This is a genomic window from Pseudarthrobacter sp. SSS035, assembly GCF_023273875.1.
Taxonomy (GTDB): Bacteria; Actinomycetota; Actinomycetes; order Actinomycetales; family Micrococcaceae; genus Arthrobacter.
Genome location: NZ_CP096882.1, coordinates 4,003,059 through 4,025,763 on the forward strand (window position 1 = coordinate 4,003,059; position 22,705 = coordinate 4,025,763).

General features: G+C 63.8%; 19 protein-coding genes and 1 pseudogene. 15 read left to right on the top strand and 5 right to left on the bottom strand.

The features are described from left to right. Positions 1-345 precede the first annotated feature (345 nt). Both MUN23_RS18585 and metE read left to right on the top strand, forming a co-directional pair. Positions 346-1,311 (top strand): methylenetetrahydrofolate reductase, encoded by a 966-nt coding sequence (locus MUN23_RS18585; RefSeq protein ID WP_248760310.1) that lies wholly within the window; start codon positions 346-348, stop codon positions 1,309-1,311. 56 nt (positions 1,312-1,367) lie between these two features. Next, entirely contained in the window at positions 1,368-3,707 is a 2,340-nt protein-coding gene (metE, locus tag MUN23_RS18590; RefSeq protein ID WP_248760311.1) for a 5-methyltetrahydropteroyltriglutamate--homocysteine S-methyltransferase, read from the top strand. Between the two features lie 121 nt (positions 3,708-3,828). On the opposite strand, the gene MUN23_RS18595 is transcribed toward metE, so the two are convergent. Further along, positions 3,829-4,335: a DUF2004 domain-containing protein gene (locus MUN23_RS18595; RefSeq protein ID WP_056341533.1), complete on the bottom strand. Its 507-nt coding sequence runs from the start codon at positions 4,333-4,335 to the stop codon at positions 3,829-3,831. Positions 4,336-4,380: 45 nt separating this feature from the next. Further along, entirely contained in the window at positions 4,381-5,298 is a 918-nt protein-coding gene (locus MUN23_RS18600; protein ID WP_141140796.1) for a LysR family transcriptional regulator, read from the bottom strand. 180 nt (positions 5,299-5,478) lie between these two features. On the opposite strand from MUN23_RS18600, the gene MUN23_RS18605 reads away from it, so the two are divergent. From MUN23_RS18605 to MUN23_RS18650, 10 genes are all read left to right on the top strand, one after another. After that, positions 5,479-6,861 (top strand): NAD(P)/FAD-dependent oxidoreductase, encoded by a 1,383-nt coding sequence (locus MUN23_RS18605; protein WP_248760312.1) that lies wholly within the window; start codon positions 5,479-5,481, stop codon positions 6,859-6,861. Further along, complete coding sequence (locus tag MUN23_RS18610; protein WP_248760313.1) at positions 6,858-7,589, top strand: DUF1365 domain-containing protein; 732 nt, start codon at positions 6,858-6,860, stop codon at positions 7,587-7,589. Before MUN23_RS18605 ends, MUN23_RS18610 begins: the two co-directional genes overlap by 4 nt. Continuing rightward, positions 7,586-8,959: a class I SAM-dependent methyltransferase gene (locus MUN23_RS18615; protein ID WP_248760315.1), complete on the top strand. Its 1,374-nt coding sequence runs from the start codon at positions 7,586-7,588 to the stop codon at positions 8,957-8,959. Before MUN23_RS18610 ends, MUN23_RS18615 begins: the two co-directional genes overlap by 4 nt. A gap of 353 nt (positions 8,960-9,312) precedes the next feature. Continuing rightward, positions 9,313-9,558 (top strand): glutaredoxin-like protein NrdH, encoded by a 246-nt coding sequence (nrdH, locus tag MUN23_RS18620; RefSeq protein WP_013601222.1) that lies wholly within the window; start codon positions 9,313-9,315, stop codon positions 9,556-9,558. A 56-nt stretch (positions 9,559-9,614) separates the two neighbouring features. Further along, complete coding sequence (nrdI, locus tag MUN23_RS18625; RefSeq protein WP_200950610.1) at positions 9,615-10,088, top strand: class Ib ribonucleoside-diphosphate reductase assembly flavoprotein NrdI; 474 nt, start codon at positions 9,615-9,617, stop codon at positions 10,086-10,088. 53 nt (positions 10,089-10,141) lie between these two features. Continuing rightward, complete coding sequence (nrdE, locus tag MUN23_RS18630) at positions 10,142-12,262, top strand: class 1b ribonucleoside-diphosphate reductase subunit alpha (RefSeq protein ID WP_248764138.1); 2,121 nt, start codon at positions 10,142-10,144, stop codon at positions 12,260-12,262. A gap of 96 nt (positions 12,263-12,358) precedes the next feature. Then, positions 12,359-13,333: a class 1b ribonucleoside-diphosphate reductase subunit beta gene (gene nrdF / locus MUN23_RS18635; RefSeq protein WP_024368367.1), complete on the top strand. Its 975-nt coding sequence runs from the start codon at positions 12,359-12,361 to the stop codon at positions 13,331-13,333. Between the two features lie 685 nt (positions 13,334-14,018). After that, on the top strand, positions 14,019-14,492 hold the full coding sequence (locus MUN23_RS18640) for a hypothetical protein (RefSeq protein WP_248760317.1): 474 nt from the start codon (positions 14,019-14,021) through the stop codon (positions 14,490-14,492). 488 nt (positions 14,493-14,980) lie between these two features. Next, complete coding sequence (locus tag MUN23_RS18645) at positions 14,981-15,385, top strand: hypothetical protein (RefSeq protein WP_248760319.1); 405 nt, start codon at positions 14,981-14,983, stop codon at positions 15,383-15,385. A gap of 303 nt (positions 15,386-15,688) precedes the next feature. Next, on the top strand, positions 15,689-15,988 hold the full coding sequence (locus MUN23_RS18650) for a DUF4352 domain-containing protein (protein WP_248760320.1): 300 nt from the start codon (positions 15,689-15,691) through the stop codon (positions 15,986-15,988). 67 nt (positions 15,989-16,055) lie between these two features. Here MUN23_RS18650 and MUN23_RS18655 read toward each other — a convergent pair whose 3' ends face one another. Further along, positions 16,056-17,270 carry an aminotransferase class I/II-fold pyridoxal phosphate-dependent enzyme gene (locus tag MUN23_RS18655; RefSeq protein WP_248760321.1) on the bottom strand — a complete coding sequence of 405 codons (1,215 nt, stop codon included), beginning with the start codon at positions 17,268-17,270 and terminating at the stop codon, positions 16,056-16,058. A 189-nt stretch (positions 17,271-17,459) separates the two neighbouring features. On the opposite strand from MUN23_RS18655, the gene MUN23_RS18660 reads away from it, so the two are divergent. Continuing rightward, a complete protein-coding gene (locus MUN23_RS18660; protein ID WP_248760322.1) occupies positions 17,460-18,197 on the top strand; it encodes a VOC family protein in 738 nt (245 codons plus the stop codon). Between the two features lie 26 nt (positions 18,198-18,223). Here the strand turns inward: MUN23_RS18660 and MUN23_RS18665 are convergent. Together MUN23_RS18665 and MUN23_RS18670 are read right to left on the bottom strand one after the other, a co-directional pair. Beyond that, positions 18,224-18,490 (bottom strand): annotated as a pseudogene (locus MUN23_RS18665) (PDDEXK nuclease domain-containing protein); the annotation flags it as partial. Between the two features lie 376 nt (positions 18,491-18,866). Further along, positions 18,867-20,240, bottom strand: a complete 1,374-nt coding sequence (locus tag MUN23_RS18670; RefSeq protein WP_248760324.1) for a beta-propeller fold lactonase family protein — start codon at positions 20,238-20,240, stop codon at positions 18,867-18,869. Between the two features lie 103 nt (positions 20,241-20,343). On the opposite strand from MUN23_RS18670, the gene istA reads away from it, so the two are divergent. Both istA and istB read left to right on the top strand, forming a co-directional pair. Continuing rightward, the gene (gene istA / locus MUN23_RS18675; RefSeq protein ID WP_248760325.1) at positions 20,344-21,588 is read left to right on the top strand and encodes an IS21 family transposase; all 1,245 of its coding nucleotides are present in this window, start codon (positions 20,344-20,346) and stop codon (positions 21,586-21,588) included. After that, on the top strand, positions 21,585-22,343 hold the full coding sequence (gene istB, locus MUN23_RS18680; protein WP_248760326.1) for an IS21-like element helper ATPase IstB: 759 nt from the start codon (positions 21,585-21,587) through the stop codon (positions 22,341-22,343). The genes istA and istB overlap by 4 nt, the downstream gene beginning before the upstream one ends. Positions 22,344-22,705: the final 362 nt, after the last annotated feature.

Genomic DNA, 22,705 nt, shown 5'->3' on the forward strand with positions numbered 1-22,705 from the left:
CCCCGATGAATCCGTTGACCAATATGGCGAAGAAAATTCTGCACGAATGCGAAACACGCCGTAAAGCTGCGTCTTAATTCGGCGGCGGACTTGAAGGGTGCCCCGCGGGCTCCTAGAGTTCTATACAAGTTACCGAGGTAACGTGTCAGCGATCCTCCGATTGTGGAGGGTGTGGGTGCCCCCATGTGGGCCTGACATTTGCTCACGGACAACTTCATTACAGGCGTAACAGTCGCGGCTGCGTCCCTGTGGAGTTTTTCGTGTTCCCAAACTCAAATTCATTCCCGGCTTCACCGTCACATTTGCTGACCGGTAGCCGGCAATGGCCCAAAGCCAAGGACGCAAATGTCACCGCCAAGCCTTATTGAAACGCATCCGAACCTCACCGAGACTGCCCCCGTGGCGCTTTCGTACGAACTCTTCCCGCCCCGCTCGCCGGCCGCGGCCGAGTCGCTCTGGACCACCATCCGGGAACTGGAAACCACCGAGCCGGACTACGTCTCCGTCACGTACGGTGCCAGTGGCTCGAACCGGGACACCGCCGTCGAACTCATCAACCGGCTCCTCCTGGAATCCACGCTCCGGCCCCTCGCCCACCTCACCTGCGTGGGCAGCACGCCGGAGGAACTGGCGGAGATCATCGGCGACCTCCTGGACACCGGGGTCCGCGGCATCCTGGCCCTCCGGGGCGACCAGCCCAAGGACGGTGCACCGCTCGCCGCAGGGTCACTGCGGTATGCGCAGGACCTGATCGAGCTCATCCGGCGGGTTGAACAGCGGCGGTCGGCCCTGCTGTGTGCAGGCAAGATCGCCGTGGGCGTCGCCGCGTACCCCACCCGGCACCCGGAATCACCCAGTGAAGCCCACGACGTCGAGGTGCTGCTCGCCAAGCAGCGCTCCGGCGCCGACTTTGCCATCACCCAGGTCTTCTTCCACACCGAGCAGTACGCGAACCTCATCAGCCGCGCACGCCGGGCCGGGGTCACCATCCCCATCATCCCGGGCGTTATGCCGCTCACCAGCCTGCGCCGGGTCACACGGCTCGGCGAACTGACCGGCGTTGAACCGGCACCGGAACTCCTGGCTCGGCTCGCCGCCGCGGACACTGATTCCGAACGACTTCGGATCGGGGTCCGGGCCACGGTGGACCTGGCCAACGCGGCCCTCGAGGCCGGAGCGCCGGGCATCCACATCTACACCTTCAACGAACACCAGAGCGCGCTGGAGGTGCTGGACAAACTGGCACTTCCGCGCCAGTCCCGTTCAGTGGGCCGCCGCAGCGCCACCCTCCGGCGCCAGCTCGCCAGCTGACCTTCCAACATCCGCCAGACCATTCACAGTTTCCACTAACACTCAAGGAATCTCCCATGACTGAACAGAACACCCCTGTCACTCCGTTCCCGGCCGCGTCACTCCTCGGCTACCCGCGCATCGGCCGCCGCCGCGAGCTCAAGAAGGCCATCGAAGCCTACTGGGCCGGCAAGATCGACGCTGCTGCCCTGGACACCGCCGCCAAGGGCATCCAGCTGACCATCGCCAAGCGCCTGCAGGAACTGGGCCTCACCGAAGCCGCCGCTGTTCCGGGCACGTTCTCCTACTACGACCAGGTCCTGGACGCCACCGCCCACCTCGGCGCTGTCCCGGCCCGCTTCGGCAAGCTCCTCAACGCCGAAGGCCAGCTCGACATCGACGGCTACTTCACCCTGGCCCGTGGCACCAAGGACCAGCAGCCGCTGGAAATGACCAAGTGGTTCGACACGAACTACCACTACCTCGTTCCGGAGATTGGTCCGGAGACCGAGTTCACCCTCGCCTCCAACCGCATCGTTGAGGAATTCGAGTTCGCCCTGGCCAACGGCATCGAGACCCGCCCGTACATCGTTGGCCCGGTCACTTACCTGCTGCTCTCCAAGGCTTCGGATGAAGCCCCCGCAGGCTTCGCTCCGCTGTCCCGCCTCGAAGACGTCCTGCCGGTCTACGTGCAGCTGCTCGAGAAGCTCGCCGCCGCAGGCGCCAGCTGGATCCAGCTGGACGAGCCCGCCCTGGTTGTTGACCAGGACACCCCGGCCGCCGAAATCGAAGCAGCCGTTGCCCGCGCTTACGAAGTCCTCTCCGGTGCGGCCAAGCGCCCGCAGATCCTTGTCTCCACCCCGTACGGCGCCCTCGATGGCCAGCTGGGCACACTTGCCGCCACCAACATCGACGCCCTGCACATCGACGCCTTCAAGGGCGCGGTCCCGTCCGCAGCGGCCCTGGCCGGCCTGGGCAACAAGACCCTGGTTGCCGGCGTTGTGGACGGCCACAACATCTGGCGCAACGACCTCGCCGTCGCCGCCGCCAAGCTGGACGAACTGAAGGCTGCCGCCGGCCGGATCGCCGTCAGCACCTCCACCTCCACCCAGCACGTCCCGCACGACGTCACCGAAGAAGGCCAGCTCTCCGAGGAGCTGCGCAGCTGGCTCGCGTTCGCCGACCAGAAGGCCGTGGAGGTCAAGACGCTCGCGTCCTACCTGGCCGACCCGGCCTCAGCCAAGGCAGCCATCGACGAGGCATCCGCCATCATCGCAGCCCGCGCCATCGCCGAAGGCGTCCGCCGCAACGACGTCCGGGCCCGCACCGAGGCCCTGACCGCAGCGGACTTCAGCCGCTCCGCCTACACGGTCCGCGAAGCCGCCCAGGAAGAGGCACTGCACCTCCCGCCGCTGCCCACCACCACCATCGGCTCCTTCCCGCAGACGTCCGAGATCCGCTCGGCGCGTGCCCGCAACAACAAGGGCGCCCTCACCAACGAGCAGTACGAGCAGCTCATGAAGGACGAGATCAAGCGCGTTGTTGAGCTGCAGGAAGAGCTCGGCTACGACGTGCTGGTGCACGGCGAGCCTGAGCGCAACGACATGGTCCAGTACTTCGCCGAGAACCTCGAAGGCTTCGACGTCACGGTCCACGGCTGGGTCCAGTCCTACGGCTCACGCTGCACGCGCCCGTCCATCCTCTGGGGCGACGTCACCCGCAGCGCCCCCATCACGGTGGCCTGGGCCGAGTACGCCCAGTCGCTGACCAGCAAGCCCATGAAGGGCATGCTCACCGGTCCGGTCACCATCCTGGCCTGGTCCTTCGTCCGCGACGACCAGCCGCTGGGCGAGACCGCCAACCAGGTTGGCCTGGCCCTCCGCGACGAAATCGCGGACCTCGAGGCTGCCGGCATCAAGGTCATCCAGGTGGACGAGCCCGCACTGCGCGAACTCCTGCCGCTGCGCAAGGCCGACCACGCCACCTACCTGAAGTGGTCAGTGGATTCCTTCCGCCTGGCCACCGCCGGTGCGGCCGACGCCACGCAGATCCACACCCACCTCTGCTACTCGGAGTTCGGCGTGATCATCGACGCCATTGACGGCCTCGACGCAGACGTCACCTCCATCGAAGCGGCACGGTCCCGCATGGAGGTTGTCCACGACCTCGAGTCCCACGGCTTCGGCCGCGGCGTTGGTCCGGGCGTCTACGACATCCACTCGCCGCGTGTTCCGGGCGAAGCGGAGGTCACTGAACTCCTGGCCACCGCCGTCAAGCACGTCCCATCCCGCCAGCTCTGGGTCAACCCGGACTGCGGCCTGAAGACCCGCGGCTACGCCGAGACCGAAGAGTCCCTGCGCAACCTGGTCAAGGCCACCAAGACGGTCCGCGCCGGCCTGCTGGAGTCCGCGAAGTAACCATAAGAGAGCTCGCAGAGGCTCAAGGTCCGGTGAGCTCAGCGCACCGGACCTTGAGAAGCGAGCAAACAGCGGCGGCCGGTCACCGAAAGGTGACCGGCCGCCGTCGTGCGTTAAGGGTTCAGGACTCCCAGAGGATTTCGTCGTCCACCACGCCGTCTTCGTCGGCGGCTACCACCAGGACCTCGTCCGTGAAGTGTGAGCCCAGGGTGAAGTCCATGACGAAGTAGCGCTCGGGCTGGCCGGGGAAAATGCCCACGTGGCCGAGCTTGAGGGCTTTGAGGAAGACGTCGTTGGTGAGCTGGCTGCGTTCCTCCACGCCGAAGACTTTCTGCAGGTGCTCGTCCTTGAGGGCGCTGCAGTGGAAGTGGAGGTATTCCTGGGGGCTGGTGCCTTCCTGCTCCAGCTCCTCGGCGATCATCTGCCGCACCTCGTCCACCAGCTCGGGGAGGAACCGCAACCGGTAGTCCACCTTGTGCATGGCCGCTTCGTCAAAGTGGTCGTGTGCGTTGATGTTCAGGTCAAGTTCCAGTACCTGGCCACCCAGCTCATGTTTGGCGGCGATGTTGTGATCCCTGCCGTGGTTGAGCTCGATTTCTCCAAAGTGCTGGCTCGCTACCCTGTTCATACCTTCAACATAGACCCCAAGTGCCGCGCTTTCCAGCATTCCGGGCTAATTGCCTGAGGACCCCGCAGCAGCCATCGTCTCGGCGAGCAGGTCCACAAACAGCTGCACCCGGGCGGTCTTCTTCTCGTTGATGAGCAGGGCAAACACGTTCCGGGCCAGCCTGATCTCGGGAACGTCCAGCACTACGACGCCGGCCGGCCGGTTCCGCAATGCGAGCTCGGGCACCAGCGCCGCGCCCAGTCCGGCGGCCGCCATTTCGAGGCTGGCATGGAAGTCGTCACTGTGGGCCACCACGCGCGGATGCAGGTTGCAGCTGGCAAAGAGCCGTTCGATCACCACGGCGTCGGGGCTCCCGGGGTGGTGCATGATCCAGGGCAGCTCGGACAGATGGTCAGCGGCCACCTTGGCGTCCGTGCGGAACCCCCAGCCCGCGGGGAGCACTACCCGGAAGTTGTCATCGCCGATCCACTGCCGGTTAATGGTGTGCGGCCAGGCGAGCCCGGACTGGCCCACCTGGAAAACGAGCGCCACGTCCAGCTCTCCGCCGGTGCGCAGTCCCTGGATGGTCTGGGCCGGTTCGGCCACCGATACTTTGAGGTCGATGGCCAGGTCCTTCCACGCCGGATTCTTCAGGATGCGCGGAAGCACGTAGGTTGCCAGGCTGGGGAAGATTCCCAGCCGGAGCTCCTGGCTGGTGCTGCTGTGCGTCTTCGAGGCTGCCGCCATCAGGGCTTCGATGTCCGTCAGCACCTTCGCGGCGTGCCGGGTCATCACTTCTGCCGCTTCCGTGGGGACCACGCTGCGGGCCGAACGCTGGAACAGGACCACGCCGGTCTCGCGTTCCAGGGCGGACATCTGTTGCGAAACCGCCGACGCCGTGTAGCCCAGGCGTGCCGCTGCCGCAGCGAACGAGCCCAGCCGGGTAACTTCCAGGAGGGTCTTCAGATGTACGGGATTTACCAACGCTGTCCTTCGGTCAGGGCCGCCTTGGCACTGCGGTGTGCCGGGGATGGAACGCCCGCTTCATTCTGGCACAAAGATTTACGGCAAACTCAGTCATCCACCGGCCCCACGGCGTCGAACTGCCCCTAGAGAGTTTGCACCGAGCAAGCGCACATGCAGTCCGAGCAGGGGAGCAGAACAGTGTCTTTGGCAGGGAACTCGACCTTCAAGCCGCAGGGACGGCGCATCGCGGTCGTGGGCAGCGGAGTGGCCGGCCTGACGGCCGCGTATGTCCTGAACCGGCACGACAACGTCACCCTTTTCGAGACGGACAGCAGGCTGGGCGGCCACGCCCACACCCACAATGTCGCGCAGCCGGATGGATCCGTCCTCGGCATCGACACCGGCTTCATCGTCCACAACGAGCGGACCTACCCCACCCTGCTGCGGCTGTTCGCCGAGCTGGGCGTGGAGACGCAGGACTCCGAAATGAGCATGTCCGTCCGCTGTGATGGCTGCGGCCTGGAGTACGCCGGGGCCCGCGGGGGCGGTCGTGGCATCATCGCCCGCCCGTCCAGCCTGCTGCGCGGACGCTACCTGCTGATGCTGCTGGAGGTCATGCGCTTCTACCGCAGGGCCCGCGCTCTGATTGAGTCAGCTCCAGCGTCCGACGCCGGCCCTGGTGCGGGCGGCGCGGAGCTGACCCTCGGTGACTTCCTGGCAAAGGAACGCTTCAGCAAGTACTTCATCTCCCATTTCATGACGCCGGTGGTCAGCGCGGTGTGGTCGTGCGATCCCACCACGGCACTGTCCTATCCGGCGCGCTACCTTTTCACGTTCCTGGGCCACCACGGCATGCTGGGCGTCAAGGGTTCGCCGCAGTGGCGGACGGTCACCGGCGGTTCGGGGCAGTACGTGGAGAAGTTGGCCGCCACGCTCCCGGACATCAGGCTTAGCAGTCCGGTCACCGCTATCCGGCGCCACGCCCTCGGCGTGGAAGTGGACACCGATCGCGGAGTGGAGGATTTCGAGGCCGTGGTCATTGCCACGCACCCGGCCCAGGCCCTGGGCTTCCTCGCGGACGCCACGCCGGCCGAAAAGGAAGCCCTGGGGCAGATGCCGTACTCCGTCAACCACACCGTTTTCCACCGGGACCCGGCCGTCCTGCCCGCCGCGGACAATGCCAGGGCGTCCTGGAACTACCGTCTCCCGGACTGCGAAGCCCGCCCGGACATGGTCCTGGTCAGCTACGACCTCACCCGGCTGCAGCGCCTGGAGCCTGCCGATGGCCTGCCGTACCTGGTGAGCCTGGGGGAGTCCGAGCTCATCGCGGAGGACCGGGTGCTGGACCATTTGGTCTACGAACACCCCCAGTACACCCCCGAATCTTTGCGGGCACAGCAGCGCATTGCGGCCCTGAGTGACGACCGCATCGCCTACGCCGGCGCCTACCTGGGCTGGGGGTTCCACGAGGACGGCGCCCTGGCCGGTGTCCGTGCCGCCGCGAGCCTGGGACGAACTTGGGATACGCCCGCTACTCAGGCACCCGAGCCCGAACTGCTCTCTGCCTCGGAGGGCGCATGAGCTCAACCGCAGCCATCTACCGCACGTCCATTTCCCACGTGCGCCAGACGCCGCTTAAGAATGCGTTCACCTACCGGAGCTACAGCTGGTTTGTGGACGTGGACCGGCTCCCGGTTCTGCCCCGGCTCATGCGGCCGCTGGCTGTCTTCCGAGCCGCCGACCACCTGGGTGATCCCGACGCCGCCATCCGCAGCAACGTGGAACGGTTCCTGCGGACCCGGGGGATAGAGCCCGACGGCGGGGCCATCCGGATGCTGACCAGCGCCCGGGTTTTCGGCCACGTCTTCAACCCGCTCACCCTCTTCTGGTGCTACCGGACGTCCGGGGAGCTGCAGTGTGTCATCGCCGAGGTCCACAACACCTACGGCGAACGCCACTGTTATCTCCTGGAAACGGATCCTTCCGGACGGGCCAGCGTGCCCAAGGCCTTCTACGTTTCACCGTTCAATGACGTTGACGGGCAGTACCGGATGAAGCTGCCCGCCCCGGAGCAGCGGCTGTCCGTCTCCATCGTCCTGGAGCGGGAAGGGCAGCGGCCGTTCGCCGCGACCATGGACGGGGACCGGCGCCCGGCCACCGTCAGGAACATCCTGGCAGCGGCCGTTGCCGTCCCGGCCGCGCCGCTGCTGGTATCGGCGCTGATCCGGGTCCAGGGCATCAAACTCTGGGCGCGACGCCTTCCAGTCATCAAAAAACCACATCACCCCCCACAGGAGGCAGTCCAATGACCATGACCGATGAAAACGGAACAGCCGCGACTGCGGAGGTCTCCGCCGCGAAGTCAGCCGTACGGCACCCGGTGACGGAACGGACCGCTGCCGGGGTACCGGCGTCGCCGGCCACCATCGATCCGGAAGTGTGGCCCGGTGTTGCCCACGCGCCGTCGGGCACTAAAGCGCTCGTGGCGGGCAAGGCCGCCGGCCTGTTGTTCAAGGCCGCCGTACGCCGGCTGCCCCTGCGCGTTGCCTACCCGGACGGTTCGGTGCTGGGCACCGGTGGCCCGGACGCACCGGTGATGACCATGCTCAGGCCTGCAGCGTTCGAAGTGCGGATCGGTGACAACGGCCTGATCGGGCTGGGCGAGTCCTTTATGGCGGGGGACTGGGAAGCATCAGACCTCGCCGGGGTGCTGGAGGTCTTCGCCGCGTCCGTGGACACGCTGATCCCCGCACCGCTGCAGAGGCTGCGGACCCTGTACCTGCCGCGGACGCCGCGGCAGGAACGCAACGAAGAGCACAACACGCGCAGCAACATCTCGCGGCACTACGACCTCTCCAACGAGCTCTTCTCCAACTTCCTGGACACCACCATGAGCTACTCCTCGGCGCTCTTCCCGCTGAGCGATGGTGCGCTGGAGTCGGTCCCGTGGGACGCCTTGGCGGAAGCCCAGCAAGCCAAGATCGACAGGCTGCTGGACAAGGCCGGCGTCGGATCCGGCACGCGGCTGCTGGAGATCGGCACCGGCTGGGGTGAGCTGGCCCTCCGGGCAGCAGCCCGCGGTGCCACTGTCTACAGCGTGACGCTCTCCAGTGAGCAGCGGGCGCTGGCGCAGGAACGGATTGCAGCCGCCGGTTACGCAGACCAGGTGACCGTGGCGCTGCAGGACTACCGCGCCGTGGAAGGCGAGTTCGATGCCGTTGTGTCAGTGGAAATGGTCGAGGCGGTTGGCTATGAGTACTGGCCCATCTACTTCCAGACCATCGACCGCGTGCTGGCCCCGGGCGGGAAGGTGGCCATCCAGGCCATCACCATGCCGCACGGCCGCATGCTGGCCACGCGCAACGCGTACACCTGGGTGCACAAGTACATCTTCCCCGGTGGCTTCCTGCCGTCCGTGCGGGCCATCGAAAGTGTGACCCAGCAGCACACCACACTCCGTGTGCGGGAGCGGATGGGCCTGGGCGATCACTATGCCGCGACCCTCCGCCTCTGGGAGGAACAGTTCATCGCGCGCTCGCAGGAGGTGGGCGGGCTGGGGTTCGACGCCGTTTTCCAGCGGATGTGGCTGTTCTACCTGTGCTATTCACGGGCGGGTTTCCAGTCCGGCTACCTGGACGTGCAGCAGATTGTCCTGGACCGCCGGGAGGCCCAGCTGTAGCTGGTTAGGTTCATCACGTCGCAGGGGTCCTGAAGGCATCTTCAGGGCCCCTTTTGCGTGCCCGGCACTAGATATAGTGGTCCGCCCACTAGGCGCGACACGCCGTCCAACACGCGACACGCGGGGGGTTAATTGTGGCTAAGTACTCCACAGGGTGTGGATTTCGTCCGCAAAAACGGCGGGATTCCGGACATTTTGAGGGCGCTTGCCTGTGGATTAAAAGTGCATTAAATGACATACTTGTAATACATCATCTTGGGGTTCCGAAGAGCCGTCTGCACTACATGTAGTATCGACGTACAGCTTGGGCAGGACAAAGACGAGCGAAGATTTCGATAAAGGGGACAGGGACAATGACCGTTACGGTTTACACCAAACCTGCGTGTGTACAGTGCAACGCAACCTACCGTGCGCTGGACAAAAAGGGCATCACTTACCAGAGCGTTGACATCTCCCAGGACGCCGAGGCCCTTGAGCGCCTGAAGGCGCTGGGCTACATGCAGGCACCTGTTGTAGTCACGGACCAGGACCACTGGTCAGGCTTCCGCCCGGACAAGATCGAGGAACTGGCACTGTCTGCCGTTTCCTCCGTGGCCTAAGGCCCTACACTTTCGCCAGCCGGCAACTTTCAATCCGCACACATGAGGTGACTCCCGTGTCAGCACTGGCAGTAGCCAGGGCCCAGGTGGCCCCGTTGGCGCCTGTCACCACACAGAGCCAGCTCATCTACTTTTCCTCCACCTCCGAGAACACCAGCCGCTTTGTCGCGAAGCTCGGATGTGAGCTGGCACGGATCCCGCTCCATGCAAAGGATGCACCCCTTCTCGCCACCCGGCCTTACGTCCTGGTTGTGCCGACGTACGGGGGCACCGGGGGAGAGGGCTCCGTGCCCAAGCAGGTGATCCGCTTTCTGAACGACCCGCAGAACAGGCAACTGATCCGTGGGGTTATCGGTGCAGGCAACACAAACTTCGGGGACAACTACTGCATGGCCGCGGACATTATTGCCGCCAAGTGCAACGTCCCCCGGCTTTACAGATTTGAACTAATGGGCACGCCAGAAGACGTGGCCCGCGTACACAATGGATTGGACACGTTTTGGACACGACTGTCGCAGACACAGAAGTAACCAGGGCCGAAGGCCAGGGCACCCGCGCAGGCGCCGCCGTCGAAAAGCCCGAGATGCCGGCCGCCTATAAGGGCCTGGGCTATCACGAGCTCAACGCCATGCTGAACCTGTACGGTCCGAACGGCGAGATCCAGTTCGAGGCCGACCGCGAGGCTGCACACCAGTACTTCCTGCAGCACGTGAACAACAACACCGTCTTTTTCCATGACCTGGAAGAGAAGCTCGACTACCTGGTGAAGAACCAGTACTACGAGCGCGAAACCCTCGACCAGTACACGATGAACTTCATCCGCGAGCTCTACAACCGCGCGTACAAGAAGAAGTTCCGCTTCGAGACCTTCCTGGGCGCGTTCAAGTTCTACACGTCCTACACGCTGAAGACGTTCGACGGCAATCGATTCCTGGAACGCTACGAGGACCGCGTCTGCATGGTGGCCCTGCACCTGGCCCGTGGCGACGAGAAGCTCGCCCTGCAGATGGTGGACGAGATCATCGAAGGCCGCTTCCAGCCGGCCACGCCCACGTTCCTGAACGCCGGCAAGAAGCAGCGCGGCGAGCTGGTCTCCTGCTTCCTGCTCCGCATCGAAGACAACATGGAATCGATCGGCCGGTCCATCAACTCGGCGCTGCAGCTGTCCAAGCGCGGCGGCGGTGTGGCGTTCGCGCTGACCAACATCCGCGAAGTGGGCGCCCCGATCAAGCAGATCGAGAACCAGTCCTCCGGCGTCATCCCCGTGATGAAGCTCCTCGAGGACAGCTTCTCCTACGCCAACCAGCTCGGTGCCCGCCAGGGTGCCGGTGCGGTGTACCTGCACGCGCACCACCCGGACATCTACCGCTTCCTGGACACCAAGCGCGAGAACGCGGATGAGAAGATCCGCATCAAGACCCTCTCGCTGGGCGTTGTCATCCCGGACATCACGTTCGAGCTGGCCAAGAAGGACGAGGACATGTACCTGTTCTCCCCGTACGACGTCGAGCGCGTCTACGGCATGCCGTTCTCCGACGTCTCGGTCACCGAGAAGTACTACGAGATGGTGGACGATTCCCGGATCAAGAAGACCAAGATCAAGGCGCGCGAGTTCTTCCAGACCCTCGCCGAGATCCAGTTCGAATCCGGCTACCCGTACATCATGTTCGAGGACACCGTGAACCGGGAAAACCCGATCGACGGCAAGATCATCATGTCCAACCTGTGCTCGGAGATCCTCCAGGTTTCCCAGCCCACCACGTACCATGATGACCTGTCCTACGACCAGACCGGCAAGGACATCTCCTGCAACCTGGGCTCGCTGAACATCGCCAAGGCCATGGACAGCCCGGACTTCGGCCTGACCATCGAGACGGCCATCCGGTCCCTCTCGGCGGTCTCGGACATGTCCAACATCACCTCGGTGCCGTCCATCGCCCGCGGCAACGACCAGTCCCACGCCATCGGCCTGGGCCAGATGAACCTGCACGGCTACCTGGCCCGCGAGCGGGTCCACTACGGTTCCGAAGAGGGCCTGGACTTCACCAACATCTACTTCTACTCGGTGGTGTACCACGCGGTCCGCGCCTCCAACCTGCTGTCCATCCAGACGGGACAGACCTTCGGCGGTTTCGAGAAGTCCAAGTACGCCTCGGGCGAGTTCTTCGACAAGTACACGGAGCAGGAGTGGGTGCCGCAGACCGAGAAGGTCGCGGAGCTGTTCAAGAACATCCACATCCCCACCCAGGATGACTGGCGCGAGCTGAAGGCCTCCGTTATGGAGCACGGCATCTACAACCAGAACCTGCAGGCCGTCCCGCCGACAGGCTCGATCTCCTACATCAACAACTCCACCTCCTCGATCCACCCGGTGGCGTCCAAGATCGAGATCCGCAAGGAAGGCAAGCTCGGCCGCGTGTACTACCCGGCGCCGTACCTGACGAACGACAACCTGGAGTACTACCAGGACGCGTACGAGCTCGGCTACGAGAAGGTCATCGACACCTATGCCGCCGCCACCCAGCACGTGGACCAGGGCCTGTCCCTGACGCTGTTCTTCAAGGACACGGCCACTACGCGCGACATCAACCGGGCCCAGATCTACGCCTGGAAGAAGGGCATCAAGACCATCTACTACATCCGTCTCCGCCAGCTCGCGCTGGAGGGAACCGAGGTGGACAACTGCGTTTCTTGCATGCTTTAGTTGTAGCTTCAACTAAATCTTGACAGTACGACGGCGGGCGCCCGCCCGCCGTCGTACGCTTAACTTCAAAGAACAACCCAACTTTTAGGGGATGACATGACCGAGAAGGTCAAGCTGCTTAGCCACGTCGAAGCGATCAACTGGAACCGCATCCAGGACGATAAGGACGTAGACGTCTGGAACCGCCTGGTCAACAACTTCTGGCTGCCCGAGAAGATCCCGCTGTCCAACGACGTCCAGTCGTGGGCCACACTGACCCCGGACGAGCAGCAGCTCACCATGCGCGTATTCACCGGCCTGACGCTGCTGGACACCATCCAGGGCACCGTCGGCGCCGTGTCGTTGATTCCGGACGCGATCACCCCGCACGAGGAAGCCGTCTACACGAACATTGCGTTCATGGAGTCCGTTCACGCCAAGAGCTACTCCTCGATCTTCTCCACGCTGGCCTCCACCAAGGAGATCGACGAGGCATTCCGCTGGTCCACCGAGAACGTGAACCTTCAGAAGAAGGCCCAGATCGTCATGGACTACTACCAGGGCGACGATCCCCTGAAGCGCAAGGTGGCCTCCACGCTGCTGGAGTCCTTCCTGTTCTACTCGGGCTTCTACCTGCCCATGTACTGGTCCTCACGGGCCAAGCTGACGAATACGGCTGACCTGATCCGCCTGATCATCCGCGACGAAGCCGTCCATGGCTACTACATCGGCTACAAGTTCCAGAAGGGCCTTGAGGGCCTGTCCGAGGAGCGCAAGCAGGAGATCAAGGACTACACGTTCGAACTGCTCTTCGAGCTGTACGAAAACGAAGTCCAGTACACGCACGACCTCTATGACTCCGTTGGCCTGGCCGAGGACGTCAAGAAGTTCCTGCACTACAACGCCAACAAAGCACTGATGAACCTGGGCTACGAGGCCATGTTCCCGGCTTCCGTCACCGACGTGAACCCGGCCATCCTCTCGGCCCTGTCCCCGAACGCCGACGAGAACCACGACTTCTTCTCGGGGTCCGGTTCGTCGTATGTCATCGGCAAGGCTGTCAACACTGAGGATGACGACTGGGACTTCTAGGACCACTTGTGAGACCCCGACTGTGAGGTTCCACGGTACTTGGCCATTTCCCAACTTAGATGGCCACTTTCATCGTAGTTGTGTGAGTTGCCAAGATACTTGGCACAAGTGACAGGTTAGTTGGCGAGCGCCAATTAATATGGCCCAAGTGACAAGTTGATTGGCATGGTGAAGACACAGCCCGGTTGGCGGCCCCGTACTACTCGCGGAGCCGCCAGCTACTGGAGATAGTCAACCAACTTGATCATGACAAGTCGACTAGATCTGTTGGCGCACGGGGCCTGTGTGTAAGCCCGCAAGTGTGAGGCCGGAGTTTGGCTGGCGGTTGGGCAAAGATCGTCTCCTCGCCCAACTTAGCGGCCGGCTCCATGCTGCCTCAAACTTGTTGGCTATCTGTTCCTGGCTGATGACATTCCTCCCTACGTCCCCGTCAGGACGGCCGCTGCGTCCACTGGATACAGACTAGGGGAGCTGTGGCGAAAAGGTGGGCCATCGAGTAGCAACTGTGAGAAGAGTGCGGACAGAGCTCAGCGGCCGTACGGCCGCTCTGGGACGGGCGCTGAGGATGCGGCAGGCGTTACGGTTTGCCCCCCTAGCGACACTGAAGGGGTCAGCCGCACAGCCTTGCGCCAAGTTCCGGGCAACGCCGACAATGGTTGCGGGACCGGCCAGCAGGAGGCGCGAGGTGGAAGCGGTATCGGCTCGGAAAGCATGGCTTTATGCAGCTTCGTGGTTCCTGATCACGATGGTTGCCTACGGCATTTCCGGCTTCATCTTCCACTTTCCAGGCTCGTTTCCGCCCAACAATGGGGAAGCGTTTAACTGGGCAGGGATCGCCGGGGCCGTTGTCAATGGGCTCGGGACCGGCAGTCTGGTGGGTATAAGTCAGAGGTATCTGATGCGAAAGATCATCCCGAACTCGTGGCGTTGGGCGGCAGTAAGTATTTTGGCGCTGTGGCTCATCCACGGCGTAGGAGACACGTTTCCCGACAGCGTCGCACTGCCCGTGATGTTCAATTTGGGAGGACTGGTCATTGGGGGCCTGCAGTGGTGGGCGGTTCGCTGGCCTGCACGGTACGGTCTCACCTGGCTGGCAGCATCCGCCTTGTCGTGGTCCGCCGGGCTGTGGCTCAGCCGTGTCCTTGTTTCTGGGGCTTAGTGGCGAACCGAGCGCGTCGTCACTGGTCTCTTGGGAGGCCTGGTTATAGGAGTGGTGACCGCCGGGGCGTGGCTCTGGATACTGTCAGACCACGTCTCCCTGTCAAAGCGAACCCAGAGAGCCACATCCCGCTGAACCTCACGGGCACGCAGGTCAGCCCCGGCCACTCGCCCCAAGTTCAAGTAATCCAATGCAGGAGGCCGGCAGTGAATGCTCCTACTGGAAATAGCGTAAGCAGGCTACTGGGCCGCGGACCCGTAGTCCTTTGGGTCATGGTCGGTGGGGGAGTCCTCTGGATCGTCTACGGATATTTCCGTTTCATGACCCCGCAGGGCCCCGACGTTGTGTGGCGGGAAGACCTCGGCTATTCCCCAATCCTGAGCAACGACCTATATTGGGTCTACAATCTGCCAGGGGTTCTGGCCCTGTTGCTGACACTCTGGGCTTCCATGTCGTTCCTTCGCACTGTGTCCACGAGGCGCAACAGAATGAAACGCGCTGCCCTACTTCTTGGGGTGCTGGCTTCGCTGTTTGGAGTGGTGGCCTTGGTAGGGCAGGTGATCCTGTTCGATCCGCTGAAGACCCTTGGGTTGGCTCTGGGCACTCCTCTGCTGGGCCTCGCAATGCTTCTTGGCGGGTTGATCACTGTCTTGGATGGAAGGGTATCGCGCGGGCGACAGGGACTGCTGGGTGCGGCGTTGATTCTGCTTGGGGTCTCCGGTGTGTTCACCCTGCTACTTCGCCCGCTGATGTTCGCCTTAGCCCTCCTCCCTCTCGCATTCGGGGCAGCAGCATCGGCTCTGTTCGGTGCAGCGTGGATACTCCTGGCTTTCAGTCTTCGTAACGAGCCGGAGTGGATGAGGGCACGGCCCGCCCAAACTGCAGTGGCTTAAACTCCGTCAAAAGTAGGTGTCCAGAAGGGCTTCCTGAACGAAAAATCCCAAAGGAGAGGAACCATCGGCTCGGCGCGGACCCTGGACTGCGGACGGCCGTGGAAGGACCCCTCGCGGGACCCATCCGGCAATTTCGGCTACGGTCCGCTCTAAGCTCAGGGTAGGGGGTGAAGGCCATGTCTGAAGCTGGCAGTCGGTGGGCCGGGAACATCGCGTGGGTCCTGCTCGTCCTCGCCTCGATGGTCCTGATCGGCTACGGGATCGGGCGCGCTGACGATCGTCTCCGCCGTGCGGACGGACACGGTGACCACGACTGCGTTTGCGTCGCCGCCGCAGAACGGAACGTACCGGCTCCTGGACGTACTGTGGGAGACCGAGGCGGGGAAGACGAGCTCGAATCCCTTCTACTTCTCAGCCAAGGATGAAAGCGGCCGCAAGGCTGACCTCAGCATGTTTGCCGATAACCAGCTTGGTTCCGGTGACGTCCTGCCGGGCGACAAGTCCCGAGGGTATATCGCGTTCGACATGGCGCCCGGGGCGGCGACCGTGATGATCTCCGACCCGCTGATGCAGGAATCGGCGCGGATCCAGATCCCGGGGTAACCGGAACTTCAGCGGGACGCGGAGGGAGTCCTGTCGACTACAGCCGGCAGGACTCCCTCAGCATGAATCACGGGCGGCTTTCCTTCATCGCCGCTTCGAATGCCGGCAAGCTGCGTTCGATCATGTCCTCGTTGGCTGTCAGGGAGATCCGGAAGAAGCCAGGCGTCTCGAACAGCACGCCCGGCAACACGAAGACATCCCGGCGGGCAAGTGAGGTGGCGAACGCCTCGTCGTCCGAAATGGGGGACGTGACATACAGGTAGAACGTGCCCTCCGGCCGCCGGACGAGGTACCCCATGCCGCCGAGCACATCGACGAGACGGTCCCGGCGCCGCTGCAACTGGCCGACGTCGATGGTGAACCTCTCCAGTTCGGGAAGCGCGTGCTGCAGCAGGGCGTTCGGATACACCCAGCCCATCGCCACCTGCAGGCCGGTGATCGCCGGCTCCATCTCATCCCGCTGCGGCATGGTGGGCGGCAACGCCAGGTAGCCGACGCGCTCGCCCGGGGAGAGATGGGTCTTGCCGTAGGAGTAGGCCAGGAGCGTGTGCGGGTAGAACTCCACAGGGCTGTGGAATCGCAAGCCGTCGAAAACGATCCGGTTGTAGGCTTCGTCCGAGATGAGGTAAATCCGCCGTCCAATCCTCGCCGAGGCCGCCTCCATCAATTCGGCCAGCCGGGCCAGCAATTCGGGGGGATAAATCCGCCCGGTGGGATTGTTGGGCGAGTTGACGATCAATACCCGGGTGCGTTCCGTGATGGCGGCCTCGATCGCGTCGAGGTCCAGGTCGAACGTGGTTGTGTTGATTTTCACCTTCACCGGTACGAGCCCGGCTTCAAGGATCAGCGGCTCGTATAGGAACCAGGGCGGCAGGCTGTAAATGATCTCGTCGCCGGGATCGGCGACGGTCTTCAGCGCAAGGGCAATGGCGGCGAAGCCGCCGGTGGTGAGGTAAATATCCTCCGTCCGGAAGGGCACATTCAGAAGCCTGTGAAGGGATTGAGCGGCTGCTTCCCGGCCGGCCTCGCCGTTGGTCTGGTAGGCGAACCACTGATCATTCTGAGGAGCCAGCGCGTCCCGCAGCGTATTCACGTAGCGGTCGGCCGGCATCTGGTGCGGATTGCCGAGGGTGAAGTCGCAGCCCGGCACCTGCCTGTGCCCGCGGGCACTGTACTCCCGGATATAGGCGTTAACCCGCTGAAAGGAGGGGATCGACGCCAGCCGTGCAGCGCGATCAGATACCGCCGAGGTTGTCTGGGATATGGATGTCGGATCGTTCATGTCAGCGCTCCTGTGTACGGCAGCCCGGTGGGGCGGCAGTCGGATGGGCGGCGCCCTGCCAAGCCGGCGGAGGCCGTAGTAAGAGCCATTGTTGACTCGACGACGCCTTGGAGTAAAGACTCCGCGATAGCGACCGATCTAGGGCGTGCCTCCCTTATCGGGTAATACCTGGGTATAGGGTCGGGCGGTATGGCGCTGCGACTTGTTCAGGTGAATTTCAAGGCTCGGGATGACTCAACGCTGGGCCGGTTTTGGGCGGAGGCGCTCGGCTGGGGTGTTTCCAGCGAGGGACCCGGTGTGACGAATGTTGAACCTGTGGACTTCGCATGGCCGGACCCCGCCGCCGTCTGCATCGATGTCGTCACCGTCCCGGACCCCGAGACGGTGAGGTACCGCGCGCACCTCGATCTGGCCACCACCAATGCGGCCCATCACGCGGAGCTGGTCGCGCGCCTGTTGGAACTCGGCGCGACGCCCGCCGACGTGGGCCAGGGTGATGTGCCGTGGACAGTCCTGGCCGACCCGGAAGGCAATGTGTTCTGTGTACTGGAGCCGCGACCGATCTACCGGGACACCGGGCCGATCGCCACGGTGGTGGTCAACTGCGCGGATCCGCGGGCCCTGGCCCGGTTCTGGGGCGAGGCCACGGACTGGACCGTGCACGAGGTGAACGACGATCATGCGAGGCTGCGTTCGGCCAAGGGCGTCGGGCCGTATCTGGAACTACTTCGCACGACTAACGAGGAGACCGTGTGGAACCGTGCCCATCTCGACCTGATGCCGTACCCAGGTGATGATCAGGCGGCAGAAGTGGCCAGGCTGCGGGCGCTGGGCGCCACTGACGCCGACGTCGGCCAGGGCGATGTGCCATGGGTGTGCCTCGCCGACCCGGAGGGCAACGAGTTCTGCGTCCTCACACCGGGCTGACATGGAGCCTTTCATGATGATTCCGGCTAATTCACCGGATCTCCTGGTGAAAAGTCTTGCGAAAGCTCGGCTTCGATTTCGCTGATGCTGGGCAGCGTGGCGGCGAATTCCTCTGGCAAGGACGCCACAACGGCGGATTCCCATTCGGCGATGCCGATCGGTTTCGAGAAGCCCCGCAGAGAGTACTCGGCCACGACGTTGTTCTTCGTTTTGCACAGCAGCAGTCCGATGGTCGGCTCGTCGTCAGCATGACTCAGGAGGTCGTCAACAGCGGACATGTACATGTTGATCTGACCGAGGTTATGCGCAGCTGGCCATAACGCCGGTTATGCGCAGCGGAACGTTATGCCGAGGTCTTCGTTCGTGCTGGGGTGTTGACAGCAGTCGCTGAAGGGGTTCTTGGCATAACGCCCCGCTGTGGTGGTGAGTTTCAGGAGCGTTTGTCGCCGACTTTCAGGAGCGCCTGTGCAGCGGTTCTAGCGTCGAATGCCGGCGAGAGCCAACATCACAAGGTGTCAGCAAAGATCGCTGTTGAACCCATACAAGTTCGAGCGGGACGCACGATAAGGGATCCTTCACCGGACGGCGAACCGAGTGGAGTTGAGCTCCCCATCATCAGCGTCCCCTCAGACATGCATGAACGATTCGTCAAACCAGACATCGTCATGCTCAGCGGCCCTTGCCCTTGGTCACGGTGATCGTGATGCGTGGGGTGACTGCGTCGGGGCTGATGCCGTTGGTGGCGGTCACCGTAAACGTTGCCTTGCCGGCCTTGGTCGGGGTCCCGGAAAGGACCCCCGTGCTGGAGTCCAGGCTCAGCCCTGCGGGCAGTGCACCGGAGGACACGTAGAACGTGGGGGCCGGGTCACCCGTGGCGGTGAACGTGTAGCTGTAGGCGGCACGCGTGGTCGCTTTGGTCGGGGGTGTGTCCGCAGTGAACACCGGGGGTACCGGGTTCACCGTGATGACCGACACCGTGTCGGAACCGTAATTGGTGACGTAGGCTGTCGACCCGTCCGGGGTGAACGCAACACCGACCGGTTCCGGCCCGACCGGGATCGTGGAGGTCACCGTGCCCGACGCCACATCGATGACCGACACCGTGTCGGAACCGGAGTTGGTGACGTAGGCTGTCGACCCGTCCGGGGTGACCGCAACACCGTACGGAGCCGTCCCGACCGGGATCGTGGAGGTCACCGTGCCCGACGCCACATCGATGACCGACACCGTGTCGGAATTGGCGTTGGTGACGTAGGCTGTCGACCCGTCCGGGGTGAACGTAACACCAAACGGATGCGGCCCGACCGGGATCGTGGAGGTCACCGTGCTCGACGCCACATCGACGACCGACACCGTGTCGGAATCGGGGATGGTGACGTAGGCGGTCGACCCGTCCGGGGTGAACGCAACACCAAACGGATGCGGCCCGACCGGGATCTGGGAGGTCACCGTGCTCGACGCCACATCGATGACCGACACCGTGTTGGAACCGCCGAAGTTGGTCACGTACGCCGTCGACCCGTCCGGGGTGAACGCAACACCGTACGGCGTCGAAAAGTAGGCAGGGTTGCCAAGCTCAGTGGGGGTCACCGTGCCCGACGCCACATCGATGACCGACACCGAGTCGGAATCGGAGTTGATGACGTAGGCTGTCGACCCGTCCGGGGTGAACGCAACACCCCGTGGGGTAGCCCCGACGTCGATCGTGGAGGTCACCGTGCCCGACGCCACATCGACGACCGACATCGTGGAGGAGCCGGCGTTGGTGACGTAGGCTGTCGACCCGTCCGCGGTGAACGCAACACCGTACGGTTGCGTCCCGACCGGGATCGTGGAGGTCACCGTGGCCGCGGCGGTTGCCGGGATATTGCCGACCAGCATGAGCGCCGTCAGGATCGTGCTGATGATGGCCGCACGCCGCCGGAACCCGAGGGAAGCGGGTCTACCCCGGCGGAACCGGCGTGTGCCGGCTCCCAGTTGTTTCATGTCCGGGGCGGAACGCCGCCCCTGGTACCGCCGGGACAATCCTGTTAAGAACCGCATCAAGTCCTCCTGCATGTGGAAAGCGAAGTCTGTAGTGTTAACGCCAGCCGAAAATAGGGCCAGGAACGCCAACTGAAAATAGGGCCACCGACCATTATGGAAGGTGATCAATTTGGATGATTGGGCGGAGATACGCCACCTGTTTTCGACAGGCAAGCACTCGAAGCGTGAGATCGGCAGGATCGTGGGGGTTTCCCGCGGAACGGTGGACCGGGCGCTGGAGTCGGACCGGGCACCGAAGTATCAGCGGGCATCCGGGGTATCGAGTTTTGATGCGTTTGCTCCCAGGGTGCGGGAGCTTTTGGTGAAGACGCCGACGATGCCGGCCGCGACGCTGGCGGAGCGGGTGGGCTGGTCCGGTTCCGCGTCGTTGTTCCGGGCGAAGGTCGCCGCGATCCGGCCGGAATACGCCCCGCCGGACCCGGCCGACCGTTTGGTCCACGAGCCGGGGTTCCAGGTCCAGTGCGATCTTTGGTTCCCGCACGAGCCGCTGCCGGTCGGTGCGGGCCAGTCCGACACGCCGCCGGTGCTGGTGATGACCTCGGCGTTCTCGGGATTCATCCAGGCACGGATGCTGCCGTCGCGGACGACGCCGGATCTTTTGGGCGGAATGTGGACGCTGCTGCAGGACGCGCAGGCGGTTCCGTCGCGGCTGTTGTGGGACAACGAGTCCGGCATTGGCAGGCGCAAACCGACGGAGCCGGTGGCCGCGTTCGCAGGCTCCCTGGGGTTGGAGATCAAGCTGCTTCCGCCGCGGGATCCGGAGTCCAAGGGCATGGTCGAGCGGATGAACAGGTTCTTCCGGCAACGCTTCATGCCGGGCCGGGACTTTCGCTCCCCGGCGGACTTCAACGGCCAGCTGGAGGACTGGCTGCCCAAGGCCAATCACCGGTATTCGCGGTCCCGCCACGGCCGCCCGGACGAGCTGATCGTCCTGGACCGGGAGAGGATGCGGGAGCTGCCGCCGGTGAGCCCGGAGGCGGTGTTCCGGAACGCGGTGCGCCTGCCGCGGGATTACTACGTGCGGGTGTTCTCCAACGACTATTCCGTGGACCCTTCATTCATTGGGCGGATCGTGGATATCGTCGCTGATCTGGACACCGTGTGGGTCACGCACGAGGGTGTCATCATTGCCACGCACGTCCGGGCGTGGGCCCGGCATCTTGTAGTGACCGATCCGGTCCATGTGGCCCGCGCGGCGGTGATGCGCCGGGACTTCCGGACCCAAAGAGTCCACCGCCCCGAACCCGAGGAAGTCGTGGAGGTGCGGGATCTGGCCGCCTACGACGAGATCTTCGGCATCGACCTCGGCCAGCAGCCGGCGCCCCTTCTGGAGGTGGCCTCATGACCGGGACTCCGTCACAGATCGAGTACTACGCCCGGGCCCTGCGCGCACCGCGGATCAGTGATGGGTTCCGCCGGCTCGGGGACCAGGCCAGGGACGCCGGCTGGTCCCATGAGGAGTACCTGGCCGCTGTCCTCTCCCGGGAAGTCTCCGAACGTGAAGCTTCGGGAGCGGCGACGCGGATCAAGGCCGCGAGGTTCCCGGCCCACAAGGACCTCAAGGAGTTCAACTTCGATCACCAGCCCTCCGCGGACCGGAACCTCATCGCGCATCTGGGCACCGGGGTGTTCCTCTCCGAGGCCAAAAACGTGGTCCTCCTCGGGCCACCCGGCACCGGCAAAACCCATCTCGCGGTCGGCATTGGCATCAAGGCAGCCAAGGCCGGGCACCGGGTTCTCTTCGACTCCGCCACTGGCTGGGTCGCCCGGCTCCAGGAGGCGCACTCCCGCGGGAAACTCGCCCAGGAACTGGTCAAACTCCGCCGCTACAGTCTCCTGGTGGTCGACGAAGTCGGCTATATCCCGTTCGATCAGGACGCGGCGAACCTGTTCTTCCAGCTCGTCTCGAGCCGCTACGAACACGCGTCCATGATTCTGACGTCGAACCTCCCGTTCGCCCGCTGGGGCGACGTCTTCGGAGACCTGACCATCGCCTCGGCCATGATCGACCGGATCGTCCACCACGCCGAGGTCATCAGCCTCAAAGGCAACAGCTACCGGCTCAAGAAACACCAACCCGCCGCCAGTACGGCACAATAGAACCACAACCCCGTGGCCCCGTTTTCAATTGGCACTAATGGCCCTATTTTCGGTTGGCGTTAACATGTAGTGTCGCGTTCGTGCGCCGTTGGGGAAGATGACCTGCCTTCATTGACGGACGGAAATCGTCTCGGCGCGGCGCGGCGCCGAGACCAACCGGTGCCGGCAGGCACCCCCATAACGGGTTGGCCGAAATAACGGCTCAATCCGGAGTTTATAGACCAGGCAAAACTACGGTCACCAGTAGTCGGTACCTGTCTGTTGGGTGGCACTACCTGTTTCTTTAGGTCCGAGAGAGTCGGCGGCAGCCCATCTAATGGCGCTTTAGTCGCTCACGAAGCACGGCCATCATGTATCGAGTT